Here is a 21,347-nt window from a genome sequence, read left to right as displayed (position 1 = left end):
GGGGGTAGATTCTAAACGGGGGGGGTTAGGGCAGGTCGGGGAAGTCGATCTCGGAAGGACGCGGCACGGGCGTCACCATGGGCAGGTCAACCACCTTCGCCTCGCGCGGGCCAATCGTCATGTACCGCAGAAACCCACCGTTAGCCTCGGCGATGTGGTGGGCGAAACTTTTGAAGTCCCGGTAGTAGAGATAAGCGAAAGGTGCGGGAAGTATGGGAAAAATAGTGTTCAACTTGCTGAGGCGTTGACCGATTTCCGCCTGGCGGGGCACGACTTCGTTCGGCAGCTCCTGGCTGAGCTGGTTGATGCGCTCGGCGAGGTTGACGGTAACGTGTTCGTAGTAAGCGATGATGTGGCCCAAGTTGTTGAAACCACGGATGTCGGCGAGTCGTTTAGCTTCCGCCAGTTCCACTTCGTCCATGTCTTCGTCGGCCCCCGCCACGAGGATGGTGATTAGCGGAATGGCTTCGTACATCACCTGGGTTTCGGCGGGGCTGAGGTTCTTGAATTCTTTCAACATATTTGAGCGTACTTTGTCGCAAATATAGACCCTTAGGGCAGACTAACCTTACCCAGCATGCAACAAGCTATTTTTTTCCTCTTCGCCATCGTTGCCGGGGTAATGCTTCCCGTCCAGGCGGGGTTGAATACCGAAATTGGCCGCTCCGTCAAGGACCCGGTGTACGCGAGCCTCATCTCGTTCGTGATCGGTACGATCGGGCTGGTGCTCTACCTCTTATTGGCCCGTGCCGACTGGGGTGAGATCAGAAATACCGCGTCGCTGCCCTGGTATTACTGGACCGGCGGGCTGATGGGCGCGGTCTACGTAGCGGCCATCGTAGTCCTGACGCCGCGCCTGGGCGTGGCACTTACGTTCGGTCTGACCGTCGCCGCGCAGATGGTTTTCGGCGTCATCATGGATCATTACGGCTGGCTCGGCGTTCCGAAATCACCCATCAACTGGATGCGGGTACTCGGCGTGCTGCTCATCATCGCGGGCGTCGTGATTGTGCGCGTGAATCAAACCATTGTGGTCGCCATTCCTGAGTAGATCGTGCCAATCACGCCCGCACTTCCCAGTCACCCCGCACCAGCGTCCGCGCCCTACATCACGGCCTAAGGTAATGCGCGGTCGCGGGTGCCAGGATAATCAGACTGGAGCAAAGTTTGTAACTGAACTCCTGTAAATCAGGAGTTTGAACTGTGCGATTGCGGTGGCCGAGAAACTATAAAATCGTACCTTTGCGCCATTTTTAAGTAAAGGGCCAGCGCAGGAATCGACGATCGACCCGCGAAGCGCGCCCGGCACACCCCCACCGACGCATGATCAAGCACCTGAATTTTTTCGATTTTAGTCAAAAGATCGATTACCGAACGGAAATTCTTTCCGGATTAACCGTTGCCCTGGCCCTCATCCCGGAGGCCGTAGCTTTCGCCCTGATCGCCGGCCTCGATCCGCTGATCGGACTTTACGCCGCGTTCGTGATGGGCCTGGTGACGGCTGTTTTTGGTGGTCGCCCGGGGATGATCTCCGGGGCAACCGGTGCCGTTGCGGTGGTCATCACCGCACTGGCCATCAGCCACGGGCCGGAGTATATTTTCGCCTGCGTGATCCTCGCTGGAATTTTACAGATGATTGCCGGCGTGCTGAAGCTCGGCAAATTAATGCGGCTCGTCCCCCACCCCGTTGTTTTTGGTTTCGTGAACGGACTGGCGATCGTCATCTTCATGGCGCAACTCCCACAATTCCAGGACGCAACGGGAGACTGGCTGAATGGCGAAGCATTGTTGACGATGCTGGGGCTCGTGGGTCTCACCATGCTGATTATGTGGGGCTTACCTAAGCTGACCAAGAAGTTTCCTTCGGGCCTGGCCGGCATCCTGGTCGTTTTCGGTATCGTCTATGCTTTTGGCATCGACACCAGAACCGTTGGTGACATCGCACCGATTCAGGGCGATTTCCCCTGGCCAAAATTACCGCAGGTCCCCCTGACTTGGGAGATGCTGCAAGTGATCTTCCCCTACTCGCTGATCGTAGCGGGCGTCGGTTTGATTGAAAGCCTGCTGACCTTGAACATCATTGACGAAATTACCGAAACGCGTGGTCGCGGCAACAAGGAAGCACTGGCGCAGGGAGCGGCTAATATTCTGAGTGGCTTCACCGGCGGCATGGGTGGTTGCGCGATGATTGGCCAGAGCCTGATCAATATTTCTTCGGGTGCGCGTGCGCGCCTTTCCGGTATCGTGGCGGCCGTAATGCTGCTGGTTTTCATCATGTTCGGCGCTAGTTTGATCGAGCAGTTGCCCATGGCGGCGCTCACGGGCATCATGATTATGGTTGCCATTGGCACCTTCGAGTGGGCGAGTCTGCGTACGTTCGGCAAGATGCCCAAGTGGGACATTTTTCTGATGTTGGTCGTGACGTTGATCACGGTGTTCCTGCACAACTTGGCGTTGGCCGTGCTCGTCGGCGTAGTGATCGCGGCCCTGGTCTTTGCCTACAAAAACGCGGAGATGATTCGCGCCCGTAAGCGGATTGACGAACACGGCGTAAAGCATTACGAGATTTACGGACCGCTGTTTTTTGGTTCCGTGACGACGTTTAACAGCAAATTCGACGTGCTCGGCGACCCGGACAACATCATCATCGACTTTATGGAATCTAAAGTGGTCGACATGTCCGCGATCGAGGCGCTCAACAAGATTACGGAGCGCTACGCAAAAGTTGGCAAGAAAGTCGTGCTCAAGCATTTGTCTCCTGACTCCCGCAAACTACTCAACAAGGCCGACGAAATCATCGACGTCAACGTGGCCGAAGATCCGAATTACAAGGTGATGACGGACTTCGTTTGATGCCCTTTTACTTTGAAGGTCAATTCGCACTGCTTTAATTCAGTTAAACCACCGCAGCGAGCTATCACCGGGTTTTGTCACGAGAACACGTGAGGTAACTTGCCCAGTGGATGCACGGTAATTGCCCCGCAAACCATGAACATTGCGCGTCCCGGATTAGTATAGCTAATGACCGCCGCCCCGCTTTTGCGTCGGTGGGCTCCAGTCACCGACCAGAAAGAATACATGAACGAAGACATTGATTTCAGCGACGAAACCATCCAACAAGCTTTTGAAAGCGTCTCGATGGAATTAGTCGACCCTACCCTCCCCCAACTGCTCACTATTCTTCCGGTCGATCAACGACCTATTTTCCCGGGCATGGCTTTGCCGATCGGTTTTAGTGGCGCGCCACTGTTGATTTCGCTGAAGTTAGCCGTCGAGCAGCACGACGGCTACGTCGGCATTGTCCTGGTAAAAGAAGAGCACGGTGACGACTATCGAGAAAGTGAATACCACAGTGTGGGCGTCGTATGCCAGATCATGAAGGTGATCGATATGGGCCCGCAGGGGACCCAGGTCATCATTACCCCCATCAAGCGTTTCCGGCGGGAGCGCGTCGTGCAAACCGAGCCGCAACTGAGGTGGCGTGTCTCCTACGATAACCAGCCCAAGACAAAACCCGATCAGGAATTGAAAGCCTACATGCTGGCCATCAGCTCGGACATTCGACAGCTACTTGCGCTAAATCCACTCTTCAAAGAGCAGGTGAACTTGGTGGTCAGCCAGCTCAATTACGAGCAGCCGGGGCAAACGATGGACATCGTGAGTAACCTGATTAACTCCGAGAAAGAAAAGCTTCAGGAGTTACTCGATACTTGGGACGTCCGTAAGCGCGCCGAACTCGTCCTGGCCATCATCAAGGACGAGTTGGCCGTCGCGAAAATCCAGTCGCGCATCAATAAAAAGATCGAAGAAGGAGTAGCGGATAAACAGAAAGAGTATTTTCTGCGTGAGCAACTCAAAGCCATCCGCAGGGAACTCGGCGACGAAAAAGAGGATGGGGAAACGATTACCGAACGAATCGTGCAGTCGCTGGAAGGAAAGACCGTCCCGCAGGAAGCACGAGAATTGTTTGACCGGGAACTAAGTAAACTCAGGACGCTGAACGCCCAGTCCCCGGAGTTTAACGTCACCCGGAATTACCTGGAAACGTTCGCCGCCTTGCCGTGGGGTATTTTCACGCCAGATGCCAACTCCATTGCGGAGGCGCGAGAAATTTTGGACGAACAGCACTACGGCCTGACGGACGTGAAGGACAACATCCTTGAATTTCTGGCGACCATTCTCAAGCGCAGTTCCGTGGCCGGGTCGATCATTTGTCTGGTCGGTCCTCCGGGGGTGGGTAAAACAAGTATTGGTCAGAGCGTCGCTAAGTCGCTAGGCAGGAAATTTTACCGATTCAGCGTGGGCGGGATGCGCGACGAGGCCGAAATTAAGGGACACCGAAGAACGTACATCGGGGCGTTGCCCGGTAAGCTTATCCAGGCATTGCAACGTACCGAGACGAGCAACCCCGTCATCATGCTCGACGAGATCGACAAAATCAGCTCCGGCAGCCAGGGCGACCCGGCCTCGGCCCTACTGGAAGTACTGGACCCGGAGCAAAACGAGACCTTTGTCGACAACTACCTAGACGCGCCCTTCGATCTTTCTAACGTTCTGTTCATCTGCACGGCCAACCAACTGGATACGATCCCCGGGGCACTCCTGGATCGCATGGAAGTCATCCGCCTGAGCGGCTACGTGCTGGAAGAGAAGTTGGAAATCGCCAAGCGGTACCTCGTGAAGAAGCAGTTGAAGGAACACGGATTTGCGAGCGACGAAGTCGAGTTTGAAGAAGAAGCCTTGCACTACATGATCGACCGCTACGCGCGGGAAGCCGGGGTGCGGAATTTAGAAAAGCAGATTCGGAAAATCATCCGGAAACTCGTCCTGCGGGAAGCGGAGCACGACGAGCACAGTTTTGTCGTCACGCCTCAGCTCGTGGAGGAAATGCTCGGCAAACCCCGCTTCCGGACGGAGCAACTTTATGAAAAACCCTCACCCGGCGTAGTTCTGGGCTTAGCCTACACGACAATGGGCGGCACTACACTTTACATCGAAGCGCGGGGCATCCCGGACGAGAAGGGCGGTTTCAAACTAACCGGCCAACTGGGCGACGTGATGAAGGAGTCAGCCCAAATTGCGCTGAGTTACGTCAAATCGCTGCTGAGCAAGGAAGGCCGCGACTACTTCGATACCCACCAAGTCCACCTGCACGTACCCGCCGGAGCCACGCCGAAGGATGGCCCCAGCGCGGGCATCACCATGGCACTGGCTTTCTACACGCTCGCCACCGGTCAGGCACCGCAGGACAGTCTGGCGATGACCGGTGAACTCACCCTAACCGGACGGGTGCTCCCCATCGGCGGCGTCAAGGAAAAAACAATCGGCGCACGGCGCGTGGGGATCGAAAATTTGATCTTTCCGGAGGAAAACCGGCGCGATTGGGAAGAATTAGATGACTACATTAAGGCGGGGATCAACGCTAATTTTGCCCGGACTTTCGATGACGTGCTGGCGATGGCATTACCCGCTTAGTAAAGTAAGGCAGCCCGTCTGGCCGACCCGCAGCAACTGCTACCAACAGTCCACAACTTTTAAAGATTCCCCCCATGAAATTTGGAGCCGCCGCCGACCCCAGTAAAGTCCACTACGAACTACCCGTTGAGCCACTCGCAAATCCGGCGAGGCTCGATCGATTCGAACTCGGTGAGGGTCAGGGCAAGCCGCACGTCTACCTCGGCGCGACGGGCTGGAGCATGAAAGAGTGGGTCGGAAAGTGGTACCCAAAGGGGACCAAAACGGTGGACTACCTGCGGGAGTACGGCAAGCAATTCAACACGATCGAGTTGAATACTACGCACTACCGCATTCCGGACGCGGACCTCGTCGCGCGCTGGGTCGAAGCCGTCCCGGCCAACTTTCGCTTCTGCCCGAAACTACCCCAACACATCAGCCACCGCAACGACTTCGGCCACCAGCAGGGTCATCTGACGGCCTTTGTGGCCGCGCTCGACGGCATGGGCGAGAAAATGGGCTGCGCTTTCGCCCAACTCCCCCCTTATTTTGATGCCTCGCGGCTGGATCAGCTCAAAACCTTGTTGGACCGCTGGCCACGTCTACTGCCCCTGGCCGTCGAAGTCCGGCACGAAAGCTGGTTCACCGACCCCTTTGCCACCGAAGCCCTCATGGATGCCCTGGCCGCGCGGGGCGTGGCCGCGGTAATCACCGACGTCTCGGGTAGAAGGGACGTTTTGCATAACTACGTTACCGCACCACGCACGATGGTCCGCTTCGTGGGTAACGGCCTGATCGATTCGGATTACACTAGGCTCGGCGAGTGGGGCGATAAGATTAAAGAGTGGAATTTGCCAGAGACCTACTTTTTCCCCCACGAGCCGGAAAACGTGTTGGCACCGGACGCAAGCGCCTGGTTCGCGGATCATCTGGCGGAGATGGACTTTGCCGAAACGCGCGGACCCAAAGACTTGAGTGAGCTCGGGCAGCAAAGCCTTTTTTGAGGGAGCCAACTATCTTATCTAACCGTTGAATTGCCGAGGTAGTCAGGAACTTTAGGGTGGGATAACACTATCTTTCCGTCATGGTCAAAACTAGTTACTTTTTTTTCCTGCTTCTCGTCATTACCGCTTGTCGTACCGAGCCCGATAACGTACTTGACTACGAGGCACAAAAGACGGCCAACTTCGCCACCGCTGGCATTGTCGGCCCACACCCCCTGGCGACCGAGGTAGGTCTCTCGGTTCTGCGCAGGGGTGGTAATGCAACCGACGCAGCCGTGGCGATGCAGTTCGCCATGGCGGTTGTCTACCCCCGCGCGGGCAACCTGGGCGGAGGTGGTTTTCTCGTCTACCGCTCCGCCGACGGAGAAGTCTCCTCACTCGACTACCGCGAAAGAGCCCCCGCGGCAGCTACCCGGGATATGTACCTTGACGGGGACGGCAACGTCATTGCCGACCTCAGCACCCGCGGCCACCGGGCAGTTGGCGTTCCGGGCACGGTTGCGGGCATCCAGGCGATGTACGATCGCAACGGTTCTCTCCCCTGGGCGAGTCTGGTCCAGCCCGCCATCGATTTGGCTACGAATGGCTTTCGACTCAGCGCAGCGGAAATTGGCCGGCTAAAACGCTACCACGACGATTTTACGGAGTTTAATGAGTTCACCGCCTTCTCCGATACGACACTCACCACCGGTGCGCTCGTCAGCCAACCGGACCTGGCCGCTACGCTGACCCGCATTCGCGACGGCGGCAAAGACGGTTTTTATCGGGGGGAAACGGCGGCGCTGTTCGTAGCCGAAATGCAATCCGGGGGCGGACTCATTACCGCACAAGATCTGTCGGACTACGAAGTCTCCTGGCGCGAACCGATCACCAAAGACTACAAAAATTACCGCCTGATCTCCATGCCGCCCAGCAGTAGCGGCGGCGTTGCGCTGGCGCAAATGGTCGAGATGCTGGAGGGATTCCCTCTGGGGGAGTACGGCTTTCACTCGGCCGCCTCCGTACACCTTATCACCGAAGTGATGCGCCGTGCGTACGCGGACCGCGCCGAATACCTCGGAGACGCGGATTTCTACCCGATCCCCCAGGATAGTCTCCTCGACGATGTTTATTTGGCCAGTCGAATGTCCGACTTTAACCCGGATTCCGCCAGCCAGAGTTCGAACGTGGAAATGGGCCTGACCCTACAGAAGGAAACTTTTGAAACTACCCACATCAGCATCATCGATAGCCTGGGTAACGCCGTGTCGATCACCACCACGCTTAATGGTAACTACGGTAGCAAAGTAATGGTGGACGGAGCCGGCTTTTTCCTCAACAACGAGATGGATGATTTCAGCGCCAAACCCGGCGTCCCGAACATGTTTGGCCTCGTCGGGAAGGAAGCCAACGCGATTGCGCCGGGTAAGCGAATGCTATCGAGCATGACGCCTACCATCATTGAGAAGGACGGTCGTCTCTTCATGGTGCTCGGCGCGCCGGGTGGCTCGACCATCATCACCGCCGTGCTGCAAACGTTTCTGAACGTCGCGGAATTTGACATGACGCTGCCGGACGCCGTTGCCGCGCCGCGCTTCCACCACCAGTGGTTACCCGACCAAATACTCTACGAGCCGAATACATTTTCCCCCGAAGTGAAAAAACAACTACAAGCCATGGGCCACGGCCTCAAGGAAGTAAACGCCATGGCGGTCATCAAAGCACTGCTGGTAAACGATGACGGAACCATCGTCGCTGCCGGTGACTCCCGCAACCCCGACGATGACGTCGCCGGGTATTAATTATTCGCCCGAACCAGCCCCGTTATTCCGCCACGCCAAGCACGCCACTCAGCGGAATACTCAACCATTCCGGTCGGCTATTCAGTTCGTAGGCCACTTCATAGATCGCCTTTTCGAGAATGAACAAGTCCAAAAGTAAACTGCGGTCTTCTTCATTTTTCGGTAGAAAACTGGCCAGACCGCATTCAGCGAAATAGGCGGCTAAATAAGCTTCGGAAACTTCCTTAAACCAGCGTTCCCCGCGGGCGGCGTGTGCTGCTTTCTGGTCGTCGGAATATTTGGGGTTGAGCAGCAATTGCCCACGGGCGGCGTAGTGAAAAGAGCGCACCATACCGGCGACGTCCTTCAGCGCCGGGCGTTTGCGGCGGCGTTCGGGGATGGACAACAGGGGTTCGCCTTCAAAGTCGATGATGTAAAAATCGTGCGCCGTCACGAGCACCTGGCCCAGGTGGTAATCTCCGTGAATCCGGATCAAGTCGAGATCCATCGGCTTCGTTGCCAGCCGCTGTAGTTTATCGTCAAGCTGATCCTTCAGGCCGAGGACCTTTTTTGCCAAACTCCGTTGCTCCGGCGTGAGACCGGGTAGCTTATCGGCTAGCTCCCCCATCTGCCGGTTGAGGAGTTTGCGGGCGGCGGCGGTGATTTCGGTGCGGTAGTCCGGGCTCATCGCTTCCGGGGTCAGCATGGCACCCGCGTCCGCGCCCCTCGCTAATTTCAGGTGCATTTCCGCGGTCCTTTTGCCCAATAGTTCGGCGCGGTCCAGGGTCTCGCGGTCCACCGTGCCACCGTGCGTGTAGTAGCGTTCGGTCAGGCCCTGAAAATACTCCCAGGCATCGCCGTCGTTGTCCACCTTACCGCTCATCATACCGAGGTTGAGGTAGTCGGCGTCGTGCATTTGGCCGATTCCAATACTACCTCCGTAGGGCGGGCAGTGCTGAAAGTCAGCCCGTTCCGACAGATAGCGCACCAGTTCCAAATCGGGGTTGAGGCCCTTATCCAATTTGCGAAATAGCTTGAAGAAAAATTGATCGTTGTACACGATGGCCGTGTTGCTGGTGTCAATCGCGGGCACAACGCTGGGCGCGGTCGCGGGTGCAGTGCGCAGCAGCTTACCGGCGTCGCAGCGCAGGCCCTGATTCGTCACGGCTTCCGACCGGATCATCTCATAAATGGCCGCCCGAAAAGCAGCGGTGGGCACGGCATCGACCAGGAAAGGACCGCCCGGTACTTGCAGCATGACTAAGCCAGGGTGAGCCTTCGTGTACTGCATTTGGTCGTGGGTAGTGGTAAGTTGCGCAACCGGCATCTGGTACATTTCCGTCGAGCCGTCGGCAAAATCCACCCGAACCACCAGCAGCGCGGCCGCGTCCGTAACGCGCAGCACGCGCTCGACGTGGCACTCGTCAATCTTCTTCCCCTTGCTAGTAAACCACCGCTGGGTGGGCAGGTAGCCGGGCAGGGCATTTGCGAAGGAGGATTTGAAGGAGGGCGACGTGAAGCGTTCGGTCAACGGGGCGGGTGTCTGCATAAGGGGTTAAATGTGGGGGAGGCTTTATTATCCAGCACAATAAAGTCATCTTTGTCGACTCTAAGCCCACCCAATGCGCATTACCGTCTTTTCCCGCGGCCCCACGCTGTACAGCACCTCCAGGATCGTCGCAGCCGGTGAGGCCCGCGGCCATACCGTCGAAGTGATCGACCACGCTTTTTGCAACCCCGCCCTGGAGGCTGGCCGCCACTGTTTACTCTACGACGGCCAACCGCTGCGCACCCCGACGGTCGTCGTGCCCCGCATCGGCGCGAACATGACCGTGCGCGGCGCGTCCCTCCTCCGCCAGTTGGATACCATGAGCGTGCCCCACACGATGAGCGCCGACGGGCTCCTCCTCGCCCGGGATAAAATGGGCAGCTTACAGGCCCTGGCGAAGGCGGGTTTACCGGTCCCCACGACCATACTGTGCTTTAATCTGCGGGAAGTAAGACTGGCGGCCCTCCGGTTGGGCGACTACCCCATCGTCGTCAAAATGCTGGAAGGCACCCACGGCGAAGGCGTAGCGCTCGCTCACAATTTGCTCCAGCTGGAAAAAATCGCGCGGCGGTTCATCGATTCGCAAAGCCGCGTCATTCTTCAGGAATACGTTGCGGAAAGTCAGGGGACTGACGTGCGGGCTTTCGTCGTTGGCAACCAAATCGTCGCAACGATGCAGCGGCGGGCTACCGACGGAGAATTCCGCGCCAACATGCACCTGGGTGCGAGTGCGCTGCCCATCACTCTGTCGGAGGCAGACCAGCTCATCGTCCTCCGCGCCGCCGCCGTGCTTAACGTAGAAATCGCCGGCGTCGACCTCATCCCCAGCAACGAAGGTTACTTAATTGTGGAGGTCAACGCAAGCCCCGGACTGGAAGGGATAGAAACGACGACCGGCCAGGATGTCGCCGGAGAAATTATTGAATACGCGATCAAGAAAACTAAGGCATGAGCGACATCCAACCACTAATGATCGCCGGTGGTGAGTTTTTCCCGGGGCAGTCCGGCGAGGTAGAAATCGTAGCCGGCCAGTTACCCAGTGGCAACAAAGTTTCCATCCTCGCACACGTCTTTCGTGCCTATACCCCGGGGCCAACCGTGCTGTTTCTCGCGGGCATCCACGGCGATGAAATCAACGGTGTCGAGATCGTCCGTCGGTGCTTAGATCAGGATATTTTTAAAAACTTGATCACGGGTACGGTCATCGCCGTACCGCTCCTCAACGTCTACGGGTTCAACAACCTCAGCCGGAACGTGCACGACGGCAAGGACGTGAACCGCAGCTTCCCCGGGACCCAAAAAGGGTCGCTCGCCAGCCGGATCGCATACGGCCTCAGTAAAAACATCCTGCCCCACGCAGACCTCGTCGTGGATTTTCACACCGGCGGGCGCGGAACCTACAACTACCCCCAGATCCGGTACAACACCGACGACGCGCGTGCCGGTGCGGCGGCCCGTTCGTTCGGCGCACCGTTGATCCTGAGTAATCGCCCCCCGGCGAAATCCCTCCGCCGCTCCGCCTTCAAACACCTCGACTTGCCCGTACTTACCTACGAGGGTGGCGAGAACATGCGCTACGATGCGCTGAGCATCGACGTCGGCATCGCCGGCGTAAAAAGGTTGCTTCAGACCCAAGGAATGCTAGCCGACACCCCGCAGGATAAACTGAAACCGCCGGTATTGGTGACGGCCAGCGTGTGGGTTCGTGCGGGCCGGGCCGGCCTGTTCCAGTGGTCGAAGAAGAGTGGATTTCCCGTGCGCAAGGGTGAGCCCCTGGGTGTAATTGCGGACCCACGCGGTAAACTCCCGCCCAAACGTGTCCTTTGCCCGCGCGACGGGTTCATGATCGGCCACGCCAACGCCGCGGTAGTATCGCAGGGGGATGCCTTGTTCCACATTGGCTACGTCACGCCCCCACCAGCGGAGGCCGGAGTTGCAGCGAAGGAGTAGGGCGGAATGACGTAGATTTGTCCAATGTCGAATTTAATTGAGGCCACGTTGCGGGAAGTTTTGGTCGACGATGGTCGCGTGGCCCTGCCCGGTCTCGGCACTTTAATTCGTGAGAACCACGCCGCGGTACTCTCCGGGGCCGACCGCCAAATAATTCCACCCTCCGCCCGGGTCGTATTCAACGACAATCTGATCGTCAACGACGGTCGCCTCTTACGGACCCTCGTTGAAAAAAAAGGCTTGCTGCGTCCGGCCGCGGAGACAAGCATGGATGAGTACGTGGCGGCGGTCAGCTCCAAATTGGACAAGGGACAAAGCGTCGAACTCACCGGAGTGGGCCGCCTGTTTAAACAGTTTGACGGCAAGATCACTTTTGCCTCGACGGGGGAAGGGCTTTCGAAGCACAATTTTGGTCTGCCACGCGTGGCATTCAACCCCATCAATCGCCGCGACCGGGATGCCTCCGCCGATCCGCTCGTTGCCACCAATTTCAGCGCGGTGGACCAAACTATCGCCGTCCCCCCTACCCCACCCCCGGGCCCGGCTAGCTGGCGGGAACGGTTGCCCAAGGAAGGTTGGTACGTGATCATGGGCGCATTGGTGCTGCTCGTGCTCTGGGCGCTGCTCCGGCTGTTTGGCGCCGTGGGTGGGGCGGTGGTCGAAAATCCGCGTCGACCCGTAACGAAGCCAGATGGCGTGCGTACGGAAGCTCCCGTCGTCCGCACGGTCCCCCGTAAGCCCGCTACTACCTCCACGCCGGCGCGTGATGTTGCCCCGGCTCCGGCACCTCGGTTGAACGCCGCCCGCCGCAATCAATCATCAGTCACTGCAACTCCGGCAGTTTCATCGGCTGACTTATCTCGTTCGGAGACTAGTTCGACACCACCACTAAGTAATTCGGGCGCGGCCGCGGGTGCAGGGGAAATTGAAAAGAGCAATGTTCCTGCCGACGGTGTCAACGTCGCCCTCATCGCGACCGGACTTTTCGGTAATCAGTCCAACGTTGAGAAAAACGTATTGCGCATCGAGCAGGCTGGGTTCAAACCCTTCACCCGGCCGGCTGGGCGGTATACGCGCATCGGCGTCGAGACGAGCTACCGAACCTTAGCGGAACGTGATGGAGTGTTGGCCCGTGTCCGGGAGCAATTTGCGACGGAGGCTTTCGTGATGTACGTTAATGGGGAGCGCATCAAGTAACAAGCGCCGGGCGGACAGCCAGCAACTACTCGCCGTAGATTGATCTAATACCCGCAACGTCGCCGGGTTGTAATTCGGTGACGTCGTTCGAGAAATTGGTACTCATGATGTTGTCGCTACTGACGTGGCCCAGACCGAGCGCGTGGCCTATTTCGTGTAAGGCTAGGTTATAGAATTGATCGCAGTTTTGGCGGCCGGTGGGTACGTCAAATATAACCTGGCCCGCAAGGTTTCTACAAAAATCATCGTCGTAGTTCGGGTAACCCAGACCGCCTTGCTCAATGTCGGCGGCAAAAAATCTTAGGTCACTTTGATCCGTGGAGCCGACTTCTTCGAAAACTAGGTCCGCCACGGCCTGCCAAGCAAGCAACGCTCTATTGACCTGTTCCCTGGCGGAACAAACCATTATCAAATCGAGCGTACTACTAATGACTTCGCTTTGTGAGTGGGTGTTAAATATAACGCCCGCCTCCTGAAAACTGTAGGTAATCGTTCCTCCCGTTAACTTGGGTCCGTCGGCCTCGATCCCCGAAACCGCAAAAGGGTTGTTGTCACCCCATTTATAGCCAAACGTACAGTATTCGCCATCGCTACTTCCGAAGCAACTGGAAAGCCGGTCGTTGCAGGGGCGGTAGGAGATGGGTTCCTCGTTATCGTCCCCGCAGGAACTGATGAGTATTGCCGTAGCTAAAACTAAGAAGGCGTTTCTCATAATTATTTAAGACTGAGATTTAAGTAGTCGAATTCCATCTGGTAAGTGATTGACCACTGATTCTTTGGCTACGACATTCCGATTTCTACTGAGCAGGCACAGACCGGGCGTATTGTCTAAGTAAAAGGTTTTGAAGATGGCTCGGTCCTTCAGGTTGTTTCTATGCGAAGAAGATATTTTACCTATGCAGGTTGCATGCATTGGGTAAAATACATATATTAGTTAGTAGCGAGTATACCAGTAACGAGATTTGCCTGTTTCTCGGCTTAACTTCGTTTCTGCTTTTCAAACTGACATACGCTTGCACTAAGCTCGGGCACAGCAGATTTGAACCGAACACTTTCCTTCGTAAAATTCAAGTAGTTGATATGAAATTGATCCAGCTCAAGTTCTTATTTCTAACTGTAGCGGTTTTGTCAGTAGGCGCTCAGAAGATGTTAGCCCAGAGTAATGACCTTACCAAAGGGTATTTTCAAGCTGAACTCGGTGTCTCAAATTTCTATTTACAAGTTGCCGACCGCCCTTCTGTCAGTGAGGATATTAAAGATCGCATAACTAGTTTCACCGGAGGTCACGTCGGCCTTTCTAGAGTGCATTCTTTGACCACATCAACCAACCTTTTAATTGGTATCCGTTATCAATTGTCGGGAGTGGCAACTAGTAAATTCTTGGTAAGACCAGGTTCGAGTAATACACCGGAAGCAAGTATAGCGAAAGATCACTATTACTTTCATTCAGCAGGGGTAAGCGCTCTTCTTCGCAAACAAGTTACCATAAATGGAAAGAATATCGTTAGTGTAGCGGGAGGTATCGTGCTATCGTACGATATTCCAGAAAATTTTCGCCGAAAAACGTACGCGGATTTCAATGCGAAAGCTGGTATTACAATTAGAAGTGGAAATACGGTAAGACCTAGAGTTATCTCCATATTTGGAGCAAATATTTTGGGTGAGATTCAACTAGATTTTCTTGAATTTTTAAATAATAAAATGATCCCCATTCTGAATTTTGGATATAGTGCTTTTCCCGTTAAAACCGAAGATACTATTGTAATCAATTTTGCGGACGCAGGGGGGACAGTCCGTGGGCGACTGACACATTTAGGGCTAAAGGTGATTTACTTGCTCTAAATATAGATAAGGACAAATCACGTGACATAAATCTACAGCCGTATACACGAACAATAATTATTGAATTTTATGTAACTCTATCGCATCTAATAATTGACTCACCTTCAAATTCTTAGCCACAATCTTCCGATTCGGACCGAGCAAGTATAATTCCGGCGTGTTATCGACGTAAAAGGTTTTGAAGATGGCCCGGTTCGTGGGGTCGAACACGTTTGTGAAGGGCGTAAAATTTTGGGTCCTGACAAAGTCCTCCCATTTATCGTCGTCCGTATCCAGCGCGATGGCGTAGAAATCTACTTCATCCTTGAGGTCATCGTAGAGGGCGGTCAGCTTGGGAGCCTCTTCGACGCAGTGATGACATTCTGGGTTGTACATAAACACGGCGACGTAAGGCTTCTCCAAATCGTAAAGTCGTTCACCCCGACCGTCCAGCCCGGGAACGGTAATATCCGGCGCCTGCTGACCGACGAGGCTATAAGCCATCGTTTCCGCGCGCTGCTGCAACCCGTAAATTGTCATGCTGTCCGACCAAGTGGCGCGCTCCGGCGTGAAGTAATTTTGGATTAGGTGGACGTGGATAGCCTCCGCGTCCATAATCGTGGAATTACCGGGTTCGTACTGCAGCGCGATCCAGTTTGCGAAAAACTCATAAAATTTTCCGACGTAGTCCGTCTTGGCCAGTAACCGGTCGGCGGCCAGGTTAATGGAATCAGCGTTTTGTGGCGTCAATTCCGTGACGTAGCGCCTTAGCTTGTTTTTAATGACGGGGGTGCGCAGAAGCCGGTCGTCAGAAAAATTCACGTTGTCCCAAAAATGCAATCGAAAGTCAGCCACTTGAGCGGCTTCGTCTAAATCGCCCGTGGCCGTGTAGATGGTTTTGAGATCGGGATTTTGTCCGGCCTTTTTGTACGCTGCGAAGAGTGAATTTGGCGCACGATCGAAGAGGCTTTGCAGGTGGCTTGATCTTTTCTCTACGAGCGCGGCGCGTTCGCCCCTCATGGCGACGTATTCGGCCGAGCCGTTGCGTAATTCTGCCCGGCGAGTAGCGAGTGCTTTAAACTCAGGCTGTAAGTCTGACTCGTCGGCGAGTGCTTGGTAGAATAGTTCGTTGTCCTCACTGCCATCAACTTTCATTGATCCCACCAAATTACCCATGTCAGCGGTGGCGGTCAGCGTCTGATCTTTAGAAATGAGTAGTTGCACGGCCTCACCGTTCGTGAAATAGACGTAGTAGTGCCCGATGGGGTAAGGCTCGTCCCGTTGAAAGATAACCGTGTTGCCTTCAACCCTTGCACTATCCACCCGAAATTGCTGATCCATGTACTGTCCAATCAAGAGCGCACCGGCCGTCGGTACGTTCGTAATGGTTAAACGGATGTCGGGCGACTCCGCGTTGTCTAAAGAACCGTCGTTGACGCCGTCACCCGCCGAAGGATTCAATGCAGTGCCCGTGTCTCCGCACGAGAAAAACAAGGTAAGGAGCAAGAAACAGGCGCTTAAACGCATAGGGGTTAAAATTTTATCCGTGTAGCGGATAGTTGACGAAGCTAAGGGCCGGCAAAGTTACCCACTCTGGCGTTCGCCGCCTTTTACGTTGGAAGATCGTTAACAGCCAGATTGTCCGTTATCTTACCCGCCCCAAAAGTCTATACCAGCATGAATTTCCGTACGCTACTTCCGTTACTCAGCTTCTGCTGCCTCCTCATTGGCTGCGCGTCCGAGGCACCAACCAGCACTGGATTACCCACCGACGACGAACTCCGCACCCACGCCAACGAGTTGGCGCAGCAATTTTTGCTGACCGACGGGCACGTCGACCTACCCTACCGCCTCAAGGTCAAGAATTTCCAACTCAGTCGTGAATTCCTACCCATCCCCATCCAGAGCGACGAAGGTGACTTCGACTACGTGCGGGCGAAGGAAGGTGGCCTCGACGCACCGTTCATGTCCATCTACATCCCCAGCAGTCTCCAGGAGCAGCCCGGCGAGAGCCCTAAACTCGCGGACTCGCTCATCACGATGGTGAAAGGGATTGCCGAGGCGCACCCCGATAATTTTCGCATTACTTATTCTCCGGACGAGATGGTGGCCAATTTTAAGGAAGGCGTCATGAGCTTACCGATGGGCATGGAAAACGGCTCACCGATTGAAGATCAGTTGAGCCGAGTGCAAGAGTATAAGGACAAGGGCATCAGCTACATCACCCTCACCCACGCGAAGGACAACCTTATCTGCGACAGCAGTTACGACACCACCGGTACCCACGGCGGGTTATCAGAATTCGGCCGCGAAGTAGTGCGGGAGATGAACCGCGTCGGCATCATGGTGGACATCAGCCACGTCAGCGACAGCACATTTTGGCAAGTTGTGGAGATGACGGACGTTCCGATGATCGCCAGCCACTCGAGTGTCCGTTACTTCACGCCTGGTTTTCAACGCAACATGAGTGATGAGATGATTACCCGCCTTGGCCAGGAAGGTGGCGTGATCCAGATTAACTTCGGGTCCACTTTCCTCGACGGCGTGCTTCGTAGCCGGCAGGATAGTCTTCGGGAAGTCTTTATGGGGCGCTTGACCGATGCCGGCATTGCTAAATACGGAGACCCGGGTACGGAAGAACTAGAAAGCGCTTTTGAAACAGAATTCCCCGCCACATTCTCCGATCTGGAAATGGTAGCCGACCACATCGACCGCGTCGTCGAACTAGCCGGCGTGGACCACGTCGGGTTCGGTTCTGATTTCGACGGTGTCGGTGATTCCCTGCCCACCGGGCTGAAGGACGTTAGCGATTACCCCAACTTAATTTACACCTTGCTCAAACGCGGATATACTGATGAGGATATAGAGAAGATTTGCTCGGGTAATGTGTTGCGGGTTTGGCGGGCGGTGGTGGCGGTTGCTGGGTGAGCTGGTCAGAACTAATTACTTAAACGCATTCCCGTTCCCGTTCCCGTTCCCGATCCTTCCCAAGTATAATAGCATAAATGGAATTTTAAAATCGATTAGTGAAATTCTAATCTTGAACTAACCCAACTACCTAGACCATTCCCCCTGAAGCTGAGGTCGACCTTCCTTGTAAACCGACTATACAGCCTCACCCACGTCAAAATTCTGGAAGGAACCCCCAACTTCAACCTAACTGAAACAGCCTATAACGCCCTACCCCATGACTGATGATGTACCTGACTTCCAATCCTTTTTTCGTCCATTGTTGGAACAACTCGCTAATGGAAAAACCTGGAGTACCCAGGATCTTTATGGTTCTCTAGCTGACCGCCTGGAGTTAAGTTCGACGGCGCGGCGCGAGCGCATTCCCAGTGGAAAGCAACTGACCTACGTTAACCGTATCGGGTGGTCAAAGACCTACCTGAAAAAAGCTGGGCTAGTAGCGCAACCGGCACGTGGCCAGGTAAACATTACGGACCGGGGCCGAAAGGTTCTGGCTGCTACGGAAGGTCGGCTGGACATAAAATTTCTGACCGAGTATTCCGACGAATTTGCTAAGTTTCACTCCGTGGATACGGAGGAGACACAAGCGGATACTACGGGTAATAAAACGAAAACGGTCAGCCCTGAAAAAACCGAAGACACCCCCGATATCCGGCTGGACAAGCTGCACAGAAGCATTGAAAATGCGCTCGCTACCGAGCTTCTCAGCTGGGTAAAGGCTAACACCTTCCAATTCTTTGAGCAGCTGGTCGTCGACCTTCTCATCGCGATGGGCTACGGCGGTGCGAAGGCGGAGAATGGCTTGGTCACCGCCGCCACTCAGGACGGGGGCATCGACGGTATCATCAGCCAGGACCGCCTGGGGTTAGATCGCATCTACATTCAAGCTAAACGGTGGGACAAAACCTCCATCGGCCGGCCGGAAATCCAGAAATTCGTTGGTGCCCTAGCACAGCACGACGCACACAAAGGAGTGTTCATCACCACTTCCTCCTACGCCAAATCCGCCGTGGAATACGCCGAGCGCGTCAACTACCGCATTATCCTCATCGACGGTGAGCAACTCACCCGCCTCATGATCGAGCACGGAATTGGCGTATCGATCAAAGAAACGTATTACCTAAAACGGGTGGATACGGATTACTTCGAGGGGGATGTTGTATGAGTTGTAGGGGCGGTCGAATGGTAAAGCCGCAAGTAACACAGAGATCGATCCGGCTACTTCCTTACGTGCTGGATCGTACCGCAGAAACTAGCAGGACACAATCAACAAACCTATCGCCACTTCACCTTTCTCCTGCTAACCACCACTGCACCCGCGACCGCGCCTATTCATTGTTGAGCAACCTTTTCTTTATCGAGGTTACGGATGGAGGGCACGGACGTCAACGAAAGTCGTTAACGTAAGTTAGACCAAACGGTCTCCATGCTCTACTACTATATGGCATATTGATAGTATTTACACATCTTTGTATTCCAATGCCTTAGCAAACAAACTCCATGAGAGCCACCCTACTCTACGTCCTCTTATTCATTCTGCCGGGCTTCTCCACCCTCATACGCGGCTGGGAGACCAGTCTAACAGGCACTCTCCAGGCCCAAAATAACTGGGTGAGTGGCCATTACGTGGGGGAAGACGGCGTGCGAAAAGACGGCCAGATCAACGCTAATTTTATTGGAAACCACGTGGCCGAACTACGCTTTCGCGCCAGTGCGGAAGCCCCGACGCAACGTCTGCCACTGTCCGAATTAACGGCTTTTGAGCTGGCGGGGAATCGTTACCTGGTGCGGGATATTGTTTTCGATACCTACGGACCGGAACTAGCGGATACCCTGGAAACTTCCGGGGTAGACTCCGTTCGCGCTGCATTACACCAATTGGTCGGTGGCCGGGCCTCGCTCTACGAGTATGTGGATAAGAAAGGGCCAGTCCGCTACTTTGCTGGGGTAGGCGGGGAAGCCCCCCGGTATCTGCGACACCGAAACTACAACCGGAGGGAAGCCGACGGCCGCTTAATGGCCATGCAGGATTTCACTTATCGAGTAACGCTGAGCGAGGTACTCGGGGAGTGCACCTCGCTGATCAACGATCTACGGCGTACGAAGTACGAGCGTGGCTCCCTGCTCAAGCTCTTTTCCGCGTATTATGATTGCCTGGGTGAAGAACCGACCCGCCAGTTGCCTAAAGATCGGCCTATATTAAATGCGGGCGTAACGCTTGGCGGAGGAATTGTTCGGTACCGAAACTACATCAGTCTCCCCACGGGAAACTTTGACTGGGGCTCCGCCATCAATACCCCAACGGCAGCAGCGGGCGGCTTTCTCGAATTTAAACGGCTAAGCACCAGCAGTTACTCCATCCGGCTAGCCATAACCTATACTGCTTCGTCGGTATCAAAAACCGGATTTACGGAAAGAGAGCAAAAGCCCAAAACACTGGAATTGTCCGCCTCCTCCCTGGATGTGCGCCTAGGCGTCAAAAAACTGATCTTGCAGCGCAAATTCCCTTTCTACGGCGAGTTTGGCCTGGCAAGCGGGTTCCTGCTCGACGTCGACGACTACCGCACCTACGAGTTTGCACCGATCGTCGTTCCTGAATTACGGGTCCCTTACTCCACCGGTCTGGATTTTGGTGGCTACCTGCGCCTGAGTACCAACGTAGGCAAGGCGAACTTAGGCTTGCTTTACCAGTACAAAACGCAGGGCAATGCTCCCGTGGAAAATACCAGTTCTGCGGTCTTGTTGTTGGTTGGTTATGGATTTTGAGGGTTTTCTAGGAGAATACCGGCAATTGTAATAGTCGATGTCAATTCTAGCTTCGCTGCCGTCAAAGGCGGTCACCGGATTAATCTCTTGAAAGCTGCAACGCTGTAAAGGCTTGGATTTGTAACTGATAGTAACAAAGGGGTAACATCAGTTACAAATCCGATGAACTTTTGAAATTGCACGACCTGCGCGCAATCTCAAAAGATGCATCCGATTAGAACTGACTCGGGCGAGATAAGTAAGTAGCGTCTTTAATTTGTTAGTACGGAAGCACAAATTAGTAGTTGGAACGTGTTCATCGCAGAAACCAGTTTAGGCAATCTTCGTCAAATCAAAAAAGGAAGATATAGGTAATCAAAACCTCGGTTGTCAGTCCTAGCTTCGCTACTGCCGAAGGCGGTTGTCGGATGCATCTTTTGAAAGTCTTCGCTGCGCTGCGACTTTCAAAAGATAGCTTCACTGCTGCTAAAGGCGGTCATCAGATGTGTATCTGATAAGTCGTAATCTCCATGATCCTAAGTTCGAACGTAAGCCACTAAGTGACGCTTTCCCAAAACGCAGAAGGGCCGACCCTCCAGAGGAGAGACGGCCCAATTATGCGTGATGGAGCGGATTACAAGATGACGCAAAGGAGCGTGATCGCTGTCGCTCAAAGTTCGAACGGACACGACCTATGACGCTTTCCCAAAACGCAGAAGGGCCGACCCTCCAAAGGAGAGACGGCCCAATTATGCGTGATGGAGCGGATTACAAGATGACGCAAAGGAGCGTGATCGCTATCGCTCAAAGTTCGAACGGACACGACCTATGACGCTTTCCCAAAACGCAGAAGGGCCGACCCTCCAAAGGAGAGACGGCCCAATTATGCGTGATGGA

Annotated in this window: 16 protein-coding genes; 12 read left to right on the top strand and 4 right to left on the bottom strand. The window is 54.9% G+C overall.

All coding sequences use genetic code 11. From position 1 onward, the window contains the following. Positions 1 to 25: 25 nt before the first annotated feature. Positions 26 to 520 (bottom strand): hypothetical protein, encoded by a 495-nt coding sequence (locus tag GGR27_RS01715; RefSeq protein WP_168035670.1) that lies wholly within the window; start codon positions 518 to 520, stop codon positions 26 to 28. Between the two features lie 57 nt (positions 521 to 577). Between GGR27_RS01715 and GGR27_RS01710 the strand changes: the two genes are divergently transcribed. The 5 genes from GGR27_RS01710 (at position 578) to ggt (ending at position 8,239) form a co-directional block, all read left to right on the top strand. Further along, positions 578 to 1,051 carry a DMT family transporter gene (locus GGR27_RS01710; RefSeq protein ID WP_168035669.1) on the top strand — a complete coding sequence of 158 codons (474 nt, stop codon included), beginning with the start codon at positions 578 to 580 and terminating at the stop codon, positions 1,049 to 1,051. A 272-nt stretch (positions 1,052 to 1,323) separates the two neighbouring features. Then, positions 1,324 to 2,853 (top strand): SulP family inorganic anion transporter, encoded by a 1,530-nt coding sequence (locus GGR27_RS01705; RefSeq protein WP_168035668.1) that lies wholly within the window; start codon positions 1,324 to 1,326, stop codon positions 2,851 to 2,853. Positions 2,854 to 3,021: 168 nt separating this feature from the next. Continuing rightward, positions 3,022 to 5,475 (top strand): endopeptidase La, encoded by a 2,454-nt coding sequence (lon, locus tag GGR27_RS01700; protein WP_209037845.1) that lies wholly within the window; start codon positions 3,022 to 3,024, stop codon positions 5,473 to 5,475. Positions 5,476 to 5,549: 74 nt separating this feature from the next. After that, positions 5,550 to 6,458 carry a DUF72 domain-containing protein gene (locus GGR27_RS01695; RefSeq protein WP_168035667.1) on the top strand — a complete coding sequence of 303 codons (909 nt, stop codon included), beginning with the start codon at positions 5,550 to 5,552 and terminating at the stop codon, positions 6,456 to 6,458. An 80-nt stretch (positions 6,459 to 6,538) separates the two neighbouring features. Then, positions 6,539 to 8,239 (top strand): gamma-glutamyltransferase, encoded by a 1,701-nt coding sequence (gene ggt, locus GGR27_RS01690; RefSeq protein ID WP_168035666.1) that lies wholly within the window; start codon positions 6,539 to 6,541, stop codon positions 8,237 to 8,239. A 22-nt stretch (positions 8,240 to 8,261) separates the two neighbouring features. Here ggt and GGR27_RS01685 read toward each other — a convergent pair whose 3' ends face one another. Then, complete coding sequence (locus tag GGR27_RS01685) at positions 8,262 to 9,767, bottom strand: maltokinase N-terminal cap-like domain-containing protein (protein WP_168035665.1); 1,506 nt, start codon at positions 9,765 to 9,767, stop codon at positions 8,262 to 8,264. A gap of 73 nt (positions 9,768 to 9,840) precedes the next feature. Here GGR27_RS01685 and GGR27_RS01680 point away from each other — a divergent pair, with 73 nt between their 5' ends. The 3 genes from GGR27_RS01680 to GGR27_RS01670 are packed head-to-tail and all read left to right on the top strand — an operon-like array spanning position 9,841 to position 12,914. Next, entirely contained in the window at positions 9,841 to 10,719 is an 879-nt protein-coding gene (locus GGR27_RS01680; protein ID WP_168035664.1) for an ATP-grasp domain-containing protein, read from the top strand. Then, on the top strand, positions 10,716 to 11,717 hold the full coding sequence (locus GGR27_RS01675; RefSeq protein WP_168035663.1) for a succinylglutamate desuccinylase/aspartoacylase family protein: 1,002 nt from the start codon (positions 10,716 to 10,718) through the stop codon (positions 11,715 to 11,717). Before GGR27_RS01680 ends, GGR27_RS01675 begins: the two co-directional genes overlap by 4 nt. A gap of 24 nt (positions 11,718 to 11,741) precedes the next feature. After that, a complete protein-coding gene (locus GGR27_RS01670; RefSeq protein ID WP_168035662.1) occupies positions 11,742 to 12,914 on the top strand; it encodes an HU domain-containing protein in 1,173 nt (390 codons plus the stop codon). A 25-nt stretch (positions 12,915 to 12,939) separates the two neighbouring features. On the opposite strand, the gene GGR27_RS01665 is transcribed toward GGR27_RS01670, so the two are convergent. Next, on the bottom strand, positions 12,940 to 13,626 hold the full coding sequence (locus tag GGR27_RS01665; protein ID WP_168035661.1) for a matrixin family metalloprotease: 687 nt from the start codon (positions 13,624 to 13,626) through the stop codon (positions 12,940 to 12,942). Positions 13,627 to 13,994: 368 nt separating this feature from the next. On the opposite strand from GGR27_RS01665, the gene GGR27_RS01660 reads away from it, so the two are divergent. Beyond that, positions 13,995 to 14,756 (top strand): hypothetical protein, encoded by a 762-nt coding sequence (locus GGR27_RS01660; RefSeq protein WP_168035660.1) that lies wholly within the window; start codon positions 13,995 to 13,997, stop codon positions 14,754 to 14,756. A 57-nt stretch (positions 14,757 to 14,813) separates the two neighbouring features. Here the strand turns inward: GGR27_RS01660 and GGR27_RS01655 are convergent, their stop codons facing one another. Continuing rightward, complete coding sequence (locus GGR27_RS01655) at positions 14,814 to 16,262, bottom strand: redoxin domain-containing protein (protein WP_168035659.1); 1,449 nt, start codon at positions 16,260 to 16,262, stop codon at positions 14,814 to 14,816. A 150-nt stretch (positions 16,263 to 16,412) separates the two neighbouring features. Between GGR27_RS01655 and GGR27_RS01650 the strand changes: the two genes are divergently transcribed. The 3 genes from GGR27_RS01650 to GGR27_RS01640 all read left to right on the top strand — a co-directional run bounded on the left by GGR27_RS01650 (position 16,413) and on the right by GGR27_RS01640 (position 20,471). Beyond that, complete coding sequence (locus GGR27_RS01650; RefSeq protein ID WP_168035658.1) at positions 16,413 to 17,663, top strand: dipeptidase; 1,251 nt, start codon at positions 16,413 to 16,415, stop codon at positions 17,661 to 17,663. Positions 17,664 to 17,922: 259 nt separating this feature from the next. Further along, positions 17,923 to 18,870, top strand: coding sequence for a restriction endonuclease (locus GGR27_RS01645; protein ID WP_168035657.1), 948 nt, complete (start codon positions 17,923 to 17,925; stop codon positions 18,868 to 18,870). 335 nt (positions 18,871 to 19,205) lie between these two features. Beyond that, positions 19,206 to 20,471: a hypothetical protein gene (locus tag GGR27_RS01640; RefSeq protein WP_168035656.1), complete on the top strand. Its 1,266-nt coding sequence runs from the start codon at positions 19,206 to 19,208 to the stop codon at positions 20,469 to 20,471. Positions 20,472 to 21,347 lie beyond the last annotated feature (876 nt).

This window comes from Neolewinella antarctica (genome assembly GCF_011927835.1).
GTDB classification, from domain to species: Bacteria; Bacteroidota; Bacteroidia; order Chitinophagales; family Saprospiraceae; genus Neolewinella; species Neolewinella antarctica.
The sequence above is the reverse complement of the archived record's forward strand: the minus strand, read 5'-3'. Positions and strand labels throughout refer to the sequence as shown.

Coding starts and splice junctions, on each gene's coding strand:
- GGR27_RS01715 (WP_168035670.1), bottom strand. CDS start 520: ATGTTGAAAGAATTCAAGAACCTCAGCCCCGCCGAAACCCAGGTGATG.
- GGR27_RS01710 (WP_168035669.1), top strand. CDS start 578: ATGCAACAAGCTATTTTTTTCCTCTTCGCCATCGTTGCCGGGGTAATG.
- GGR27_RS01705 (WP_168035668.1), top strand. CDS start 1,324: ATGATCAAGCACCTGAATTTTTTCGATTTTAGTCAAAAGATCGATTAC.
- lon (WP_209037845.1), top strand. CDS start 3,022: ATGACCGCCGCCCCGCTTTTGCGTCGGTGGGCTCCAGTCACCGACCAG.
- GGR27_RS01695 (WP_168035667.1), top strand. CDS start 5,550: ATGAAATTTGGAGCCGCCGCCGACCCCAGTAAAGTCCACTACGAACTA.
- ggt (WP_168035666.1), top strand. CDS start 6,539: ATGGTCAAAACTAGTTACTTTTTTTTCCTGCTTCTCGTCATTACCGCT.
- GGR27_RS01685 (WP_168035665.1), bottom strand. CDS start 9,767: ATGCAGACACCCGCCCCGTTGACCGAACGCTTCACGTCGCCCTCCTTC.
- GGR27_RS01680 (WP_168035664.1), top strand. CDS start 9,841: ATGCGCATTACCGTCTTTTCCCGCGGCCCCACGCTGTACAGCACCTCC.
- GGR27_RS01675 (WP_168035663.1), top strand. CDS start 10,716: ATGAGCGACATCCAACCACTAATGATCGCCGGTGGTGAGTTTTTCCCG.
- GGR27_RS01670 (WP_168035662.1), top strand. CDS start 11,742: ATGTCGAATTTAATTGAGGCCACGTTGCGGGAAGTTTTGGTCGACGAT.
- GGR27_RS01665 (WP_168035661.1), bottom strand. CDS start 13,626: ATGAGAAACGCCTTCTTAGTTTTAGCTACGGCAATACTCATCAGTTCC.
- GGR27_RS01660 (WP_168035660.1), top strand. CDS start 13,995: ATGAAATTGATCCAGCTCAAGTTCTTATTTCTAACTGTAGCGGTTTTG.
- GGR27_RS01655 (WP_168035659.1), bottom strand. CDS start 16,262: ATGCGTTTAAGCGCCTGTTTCTTGCTCCTTACCTTGTTTTTCTCGTGC.
- GGR27_RS01650 (WP_168035658.1), top strand. CDS start 16,413: ATGAATTTCCGTACGCTACTTCCGTTACTCAGCTTCTGCTGCCTCCTC.
- GGR27_RS01645 (WP_168035657.1), top strand. CDS start 17,923: ATGACTGATGATGTACCTGACTTCCAATCCTTTTTTCGTCCATTGTTG.
- GGR27_RS01640 (WP_168035656.1), top strand. CDS start 19,206: ATGAGAGCCACCCTACTCTACGTCCTCTTATTCATTCTGCCGGGCTTC.